A 7639-nucleotide genomic window follows, 5' to 3' on the forward strand; every position below is an offset into this window, starting at 1 on the left:
TCGTTCTTGGACCCGCAGACCAGGATTCCCACGGTGGCGGCGTGGTGCGGCAGGCGGAGCATGCCGTCGACGGCGGCGACGTAGAAGTTCAGCTGCCCCAGGTGCTCGGGCCGGAACCTCTTGGACTTCAGCTCGACGACGACGTAGCGGCTGGACGGGATGTGGAACAGCAGCAGGTCGATGAAGTAGTCCTCGTCGCCTTCGATGCTGAGCCGGTACTGCCGTCCGACGAAAGCGAACCCTGGCCCGAACTCGGCCAGGGTCTGGGACATGCGCAGGGTCATGGCCTCCTCCATGGCCCGCTCGTCGGCCTCCTCGGTCAGGCCCAGGAAGTCCAGCACGAGCGGATCCTTGGCGACCTCCCGGGCCAGGTCGGTCCCCTCCCCCGGCAGGCGTGCCTCGAGGTTGTTCGGCGCGGCCCCGGCGCGGGCGTGGAGGCGGGTCAGGATGTGGTGCTCGAGCACTGTCCGGGACCAGCCGTTCTGGACCGCCTTGGCCGCGTACCAGTCCCGGGCCTGGCGGGAGTCGAGCTTGTCGAGGAGGACCGTGATGTGGCCCCACGGCAATTGGCCAACGGCCTGTTGGCCAATTGGGCCGGGACCGTCCCACACAGCAGCGAAGCTGCGCATGTACTTCAGGCTGGACAGCGAGAACCCCTTCATATGAGGGAACTCCGAGCGCAGGTCGGCGGCGAGGCGCTGAAGGACCTTGCTCCCCCACGGCGCTGCGGCCTGCCTGGCGATGATCGTCCGGCCGATCCCCCAGTACAGCTCGATCATGGCCGTGTTCACCACCCGCTGGGCATGGTGCTGGGCCGACCGCACCTGCTCCTTCACCGAAGAAAGGACCTCGGCATAACCGCCGGGGAGATCGATGTCGAGCTGCGCCATGGTGCCAGCCTAGGGGGAGCGCCCGGCGCTGTCCCACTCGTCCAGGCCCGTCTGGGCAATCGCGTGGGGCAGCCGCTGGCCCGGCCCGGCCGGCCCACACTCCACTGCGACAGTTGGGTCCCGCTCGACCGCCGTGGACGCCCGCCGCGAGCCTGCACCCGGAAGGCCTCCCTCGTCCTGCCCCTGCGCCTCAGGCCGTCCAATCAGAATCGTCAGCCGCCGATGCTCGACGCGTCCTGGCTTTGGCCAACAGGCTGTTGGCCAGATGGGCCCTGCTTCCGGCCTTAGTTCGGGACCGGGAGTCTCGGTCCACGCCAATAAAAGCTGCCGTTCACTCAGCCGAGAACAAGCTCAACGGTTCAGGAGGTGGAGGGCCCCGGAAGGGGCCAGGCCACCCGGCGGCAACTTACACCATTGTCATTCATCAGCTCTACACTGAAGTGAGCCCCGAATCTCTGCAAGAAGTAGGAGTAATCGGTCGGCCGACGACAGGCACGACGGGGGGGACAGAACGATGTCAAGGCTAACTGAGCTTCTCAGGCAAGCCCAGAAGATAGACCCACAGTTCGGTGCAGATCTCGAGGCGGAGATTGCCGCGCTGACCAAGCGTCGCTCGTTCGGTCTTGTCTTCGAACAGCATCAGCCAGAGGCCGTCGAACTTCCGGGCCGACCGGTCCGGCGTGGCGACAAGGTTCGGGTCCTGCCGAACCGCGGCGGCGCCGGGTCCGTCGATCATCGGCTCTGGCGCGTGGATCGGGTCGAGAGAGCAGAGGGACAGCGCCTTGCTCACTTGGTCGAACTCAACGCAAATGAGCCCGAGACCCGGGTAGTGATCGACGACGCGATCGTAGTGGTCGCGGAGTTCCGCGACCGGATCTACCCCGGTCTCGTCGAGATAGACCGCGCCGAGAACACGGAGGGCCAGCCCTTCCATACAGTGATCAATGCCGAGAACTTCCATGCTCTCGAGATGCTGACGTACACCCACCAGGAGTCGATCGACGTCATCTACATCGACCCGCCCTACAACACCGGCGGCAAGTTTGCGTGGCTGTACAACGACGACTTCGTGGACACCGATGACGACTACCGGCACTCGAAGTGGCTGGCGTTCATGGAACGCCGCTTGCAGCTCGCGCGCGAGTTGCTGAAGCCCAGCGGTGCGATCATGGTCTCGATCGGTGATGACGAGCAGCATCGGCTGCGGATGCTCATGGAGCAGATCTTCGGTGTCGAGAACCATGTCGCGCAACTGGCGGTCGAGATGTCCACGACATCAGGGCCCAAGACCACAAACGCCCAGCAGGGAACCATCGTCAAGAATGTCGAGTACGTCCTGATCTACAGGAAGTCGGCAGCCTTCGATACAGAGGTCCGGCACACCCCGCTCTACGACGGCATCGAGAAATGGGATGCGAATTATCCGTTGTGGCTGAATGATGACGGCACCACGGAGTCGCTGTACCAGCGGCTCGACGAGGAGCCGGCCGTTCGCAAGGATATCGAGCGGTTGGAGCTGATTCGTGCAATCGGGCACCCGCCAGGGGACATTCATCGGCGCCCCCGGCATGGACCTCCTCCTTGCAGCATCGGAACCTGCGCGCAAGTTCATCCTTCAAAACCTCCATCGCATCGGCCGAACCGACACCCCGCCAGTGTCGGGCAAGACAGTCGACGTGCCCGTGGGACGTTGGGTCGAACACCAGACGGACGGAAGGACCTATCGGCTCACACGGTCCGGCAAAGGTAAGGTCTGGCAGATCTACACCCTTGATCGGAACTTCCGTCTCTCTGACGACTACATCCCTCGATTTGGCCGCACCGTGATTCGGGGTGACCTCTGGAGGGGATTCCACTCGGACATGGGTCACGTTTCGAACGAAGGCGGCATCGGATTCGCCAACGGCAAGAAGCCGATCCGCCTCATACGGCAGCTAGTCAAATGGGCGAACAATTCTCCCGACGCCGTGATCCTCGACTTCTTCGCAGGGTCGGGAACGACCGCCCACGCGATAGCCGCGATGAACGCGGAAGATGGAGGGAACCGCCGCGCAATCATCGTCACAAACAACGAGTTGAGCAAAGGCGACCGACAGGCGGCTGCGGCCGCCGGACACCGGCCTGGCGATCCTGAATGGGAGGCGCGAGGGGTCTTCGAGTCCAAGACGAAGCCTCGGCTCCGAAACGCCTTCGAGGAGACCTCCGCCAATGCGATGTTCTTCAACCTCACCTACGAGGCTCCCCTCTCGGTGCGGCACCACCGAGCCTTCGAGCGGATCGCTCCGATGCTGTGGTTGCGGGCGGGCGCCCGCGGTCGGATCATCACCGATTTAGGTGAGGGCGGCTGGGACATCGCCGAAGCGTACGGCGTGCTGGCGAACCTCGACCAGGCGCACGAGTTCACCTCAGCGATCGCCAAGGCCGACCGGATCGGCCATGCCTTCATCGTTACCGACGATGACTCCGCGTTCCAGATGGTGTGCCGCGAGCTGCCCGAAACCGTGCTCCCGATCCGCCTCTATGAGAGCTACCTCCAGAACTTCGAGATCAACACCGGAAGGACCCTGTAGTGCGGTACACGCTGAAGGACTACCAGATCGGGGCCGTCCGTGACGTCCTCAAAAATCTGGAACGCGCACGCGATTCGTACCGCCGCTACGACGCCAGATCGCAGTTCTCCCTGGCAGCGACGACCGGTGCCGGCAAGACGGTGATGGCGGCAGCCGTCATCGAGGCCCTCTTCTTCGGGAACGACGAGTTCGACTTCGCTGCTGATCCCGGCGCAGTGGTCCTGTGGTTCTCCGACGACCCCGCGCTCAATGACCAGAGCCGCGCTCGGATCAAGGCAGCGGCCAGCGAGCTCGACTACCGCCTCCAGGCCGTGCCGACCACCTTCGCCGAGGAATCCTTCCGGCCGGGGCTCGTATACTTCCTCAACACGCAGAAGCTCGCCAAGGGCACTCGCCTGGTCAAGGGTGTCTTCGACGAGCCCGAGGACGAGGACGGCCACAGCAGGCTCCCCGGGCTGGAGAGCAGGCCCGACACGGCGCAGACCTCGATCTACGACACGATCACCAACACCATCGCCAACCCAGACCTCACCCTGTACCTGATTCTCGACGAGGCGCACCGAGGCATGGGCACCCGCGTGACCGATCGGTCCACGATCGTCCAGCGGCTCATCAACGGCCAGGGATCCGTGCCGTCGATGCCGGTCGTATTCGGCATCTCGGCGACGGTCGAGCTCTTCGAAAACGCCATGAAGGGCTCTAAGGACCGTGATGCGCTTCCGTCGGTGCAGGTCGACCCTGCGCTCGTCCAAGCCTCGGGCCTGCTCAAGGACGACATATCGCTGTCCATCCCCGCGGAGAAGGGATCGTTCGACACCGTCCTGCTCACCCGGGCTGTGGAGAAGATACGGGCTTCGTCAGCAGCTTGGGCAGATTACGCAATCGCACAGGGCGACGCCGAGGCAGTACAGCCCCTCCTTGTCGTCCAGCTGGACGACAAGCCATCCCAAGAGACGCTCGTACGAGCCCTCGACACCATACACGCCGCATGGCCGGATCTGCCGTTCGACGCCGTCGCCAACGTCTTCGGTGACCACGAAGGCAAAGCCCACCCTGACCTGAGCGTCGGCAAGCAGCTCGTCCCGTACATCGAGCCCCAGCGCGTCCAGGACGACAAGCACGTCAGGGTGCTGCTGGCCAAGAACGCGATCTCGACCGGGTGGGACTGCCCGCGGGCCGAGGTGCTCGTGTCATTCCGGCCGGCCAAGGCCCCGACCCACATAACCCAGTTGCTGGGTCGAATGATGCGTACACCCCTAGCCCGCCGCATCCCTGGCAACGAGCTGCTGAACTCCGTCAGCTGCCTCCTGCCGAGGTTCGACCGCAAGACGGCGACCGAGGTCGCCCAGCTGCTGATGCGTGGTGCCACCAGCAAGGACGGCGAGTACGGTGACGACGCTGGAGGCGGCAAGGGCCGTCGCGTGCTGTTCGACCCGATTGCTCTCCACCCAAACGAGGCCGTCGACCAAGAAGTCTGGGCCGGCTTCGCTGCCCTCCCGTCCGTGACGATCCCAAAGAAAGACGTCAAGCCGATCCGCCGCCTCACCGCTCTGGCTACAGCGCTGTCAAAGGACCAGCTGGTCGACGAGGCGGTCAACCGGGCCCATGCTCATCTGCACGCAGTGCTTGACGGCCGGGCGATCCAATACAAGGACAAGGTCGCCGCGGCCCGCGAGGATGTCCTGACGATGGAGGGCGAAGAGGTCCGCGGCCGCGTCGGCGGCGAACTGTCCTACAAGGCGTTCGCAGTGAGCGCTGACCCCCGCGCGATCGAGGACTACTACAGAGCCGCAGCCCGAGTCCTGAGCCCAGCGCTCTGCTCGACCTACATCGATCACCTCGTCGGCGAGGACGGCGAAGAGGACGATCTGCTCGAAGCGCACATCGCCGTGGCGTCGCTGGGACGGGTTCCCGAGATCGCGCAGGCGGTCGAGTACGAGTCCGATGGGCTCGCCAAGACCTGGCTGACACAGTCCCGCGTGGCCAGGAAGAGCCTCCCCGACGAGCGCCAGGCCGAGTACGACGTGCTCGAGGCGATGTCGACGACTCCCGAGCCCATCGCCATCGTCGTACCGACCGTCACCCAGACCGACACCAAGGTCCGCAGTGCCGACGGCTCGGAGGAGGATCTCCCGGTCTATGACATGCACCTGATGTCCACCGAGGACGGCAAGGTCCCGATGCACTTCACCAGCCGGTGGGAGATCGAGGTCCTGACGGCGGAAGCGGGCCGTCCCGGGTTCCGAGGCTGGTACAGAAACCCCGACCGAGCCACGAAGGACTCGCTGGCGATCGCGTACAAGGACGAGCTGGGGGACTGGCATGCGCTCAGACCCGACTTCATCTTCTTCGGGACGTCGCACAGCGGCCAGATCGTGGCGGACCTCGTGGACCCGCATGGACACCACCTGTCCGATGCCCTGCCGAAGCTGCGAGGATTCGCCGACTACGCCGAACGGTTCGCAGCCGATTTCCGACGCATCGAGTCGGTCGCCGAGACCGGCAGCAAACTCCGCGTCCTGGACCTCACGAAGGCGTCGGTCCGCCAGGCTATCCGTGACGCGCGGAGCGCCAAGGCTCTGTACGAGTCGGACCTCGCCAGTGACTACTGACTCAGACGCAGCCCAGCGCGCAGCGATCCATGACGAGGCGTCGCGCATCCACGAGAGCGCGGTCTTTTCCGCTCAGGGCCAATTTGAGGCCGCCAAGGCGTGGCGTGTCGGGCACTGGGTGCTCGGGGGCGTCACGGCCGTGATCAGCGCGCTCTCGGCAGTGCTGACGTTCGCGAGCGACGCCCAGGTCATCAGCGGGGCACTGGCGGTGGTCGCGGCACTTGCGGCTGCTGTGCTCACCACCAGCCGGCCGGACAGGCTCGCCGAGCGCGCAGTGGGTCGGGGCAATGACTACACTGCGCTACGGAATGACGCTCGGAGGCTGCTCCACGTGCAGGTCCCCCACGATCCGATCCCCGCTCTTCGGAAAGCCCTCGACAGCCTCGCCGGACGTGCGTCCGAGCTGGACCACGCAGCGGATCCGATCCCTCAGTTCGCCTACAAGGCGGCCAAGCGCAACGTCGAGAGCGACGGCGGGCAGACATTCAGGGCAGATGTGCCATGACCGCAACGGCGAACTCCAACCTCGAGTCGCTGATCAGGGCGATGACGCCTGACGAGGCGAAGCGCATGAGTGCGGCCCGACACCGCAAGGAGCTCGAGGACTGGCTCACCTCCGATATTGCGATCGTCCGCATGCGCGAGACAGGCTCCTGGCATCACGGGACCGCACTCGACGTCTTCAGCGACGTCGACTACTTCATCACAATGTCTGGTCCGCGTCCGGCATCTTCTTCATCCGCGCTCGAGACACTACGGGCGTCTCTGTCGCGCGGGGTCAGCGGAGCGCGGGTCTCGGTGGACCGTCCGGCGGTCCGGCTCCACTACTTCGACGGCGGCCCAGACGTGGAGATCACTCCGGCGTACTACCAGGACACCGACGACTATGACATCCCAGACCCTGACGGCGCGGGCTGGATCCGCAGCAACCCGGCCGTGCACCTCGCGTACGTGAATAAGGCGCAACACGATACCGACGGCCGCGCAAAGAATCTGATCCGGCTAGTCAAGACATGGCGGGCGTTCAATCGCGTTCCGCTGTCCTGCTTCTACCTAGAGATGCGTACCGCCTACTATGCGCTGGCCCACACGCCGATCATCTACGACTGGGACCTTCGCGACTTCTTCAAGTCACTAGAGGCCAATGGCTTGCGCGATATGAACGATCCCACGAACTACGGGCGTCGGATCAGCACGGGTGCTGTATCGCTGGCAGACTCGATCGGTGCGAAGTACGCGGTGGAGAAGGCCGCGAGGCTCGCCCATCTGGCGCGTGAGGCGGCCGAGGCCGAAAACCATTCCGCCGCGATCGCCTACCACCTCCAGCTCTTCAATGTTCAGCAGTGAGATCGAGGCAACTAACGCACCCCAGCCCACCTTGGTCCAACGGCAACCCTGCTGGCCGTCGCGGCGGTCCTCGCCGATACCTCTGACAGACTGACCGGCCTGAGATCGCGACCCGCTCGCCCGGCTCCGGATGGAGGGCCCGAGCGAGGCTAGCGGCTCATGCCCTTCTGCGGGAGTTTGGTCTGGCCGTGGGCTCGGCGGGTCTTGCGGGCCTTGGGGC

Annotated in this window: 6 protein-coding genes and 1 pseudogene; 5 read left to right on the top strand and 2 right to left on the bottom strand. The window is 64.9% G+C overall.

What is annotated here, in order from left to right; translation table 11 throughout:
• A pseudogene (locus tag ACYVKZ_RS13375) lies at positions 1 to 890 on the bottom strand (PDDEXK nuclease domain-containing protein); the annotation flags it as partial.
• Between the two features lie 523 nt (positions 891 to 1413).
• Positions 1414 to 1851, bottom strand: a complete 438-nt coding sequence (locus ACYVKZ_RS13380) for a hypothetical protein (protein WP_460992747.1) — start codon at positions 1849 to 1851, stop codon at positions 1414 to 1416.
• Positions 1852 to 1860: 9 nt separating this feature from the next.
• On the opposite strand from ACYVKZ_RS13380, the gene ACYVKZ_RS13385 reads away from it, so the two are divergent.
• The 5 genes from ACYVKZ_RS13385 (at position 1861) to ACYVKZ_RS13405 (ending at position 7419) form a co-directional block, all read left to right on the top strand.
• Complete coding sequence (locus tag ACYVKZ_RS13385) at positions 1861 to 2640, top strand: DNA methyltransferase (RefSeq protein WP_460992748.1); 780 nt, start codon at positions 1861 to 1863, stop codon at positions 2638 to 2640.
• A gap of 112 nt (positions 2641 to 2752) precedes the next feature.
• On the top strand, positions 2753 to 3460 hold the full coding sequence (locus ACYVKZ_RS13390; protein ID WP_460992749.1) for a DNA methyltransferase: 708 nt from the start codon (positions 2753 to 2755) through the stop codon (positions 3458 to 3460).
• Positions 3460 to 6072, top strand: a complete 2613-nt coding sequence (locus tag ACYVKZ_RS13395; protein WP_460992750.1) for a DEAD/DEAH box helicase — start codon at positions 3460 to 3462, stop codon at positions 6070 to 6072. The genes ACYVKZ_RS13390 and ACYVKZ_RS13395 overlap by 1 nt, the downstream gene beginning before the upstream one ends.
• Positions 6062 to 6577 (top strand): SLATT domain-containing protein, encoded by a 516-nt coding sequence (locus ACYVKZ_RS13400; RefSeq protein WP_460992751.1) that lies wholly within the window; start codon positions 6062 to 6064, stop codon positions 6575 to 6577. The genes ACYVKZ_RS13395 and ACYVKZ_RS13400 overlap by 11 nt, the downstream gene beginning before the upstream one ends.
• Complete coding sequence (locus tag ACYVKZ_RS13405; protein ID WP_460992752.1) at positions 6574 to 7419, top strand: SMODS domain-containing nucleotidyltransferase; 846 nt, start codon at positions 6574 to 6576, stop codon at positions 7417 to 7419. Before ACYVKZ_RS13400 ends, ACYVKZ_RS13405 begins: the two co-directional genes overlap by 4 nt.
• The last annotated feature ends 220 nt before the right edge of the window (positions 7420 to 7639 follow it).

It is taken from the genome of Sinomonas soli (assembly GCF_054782415.1).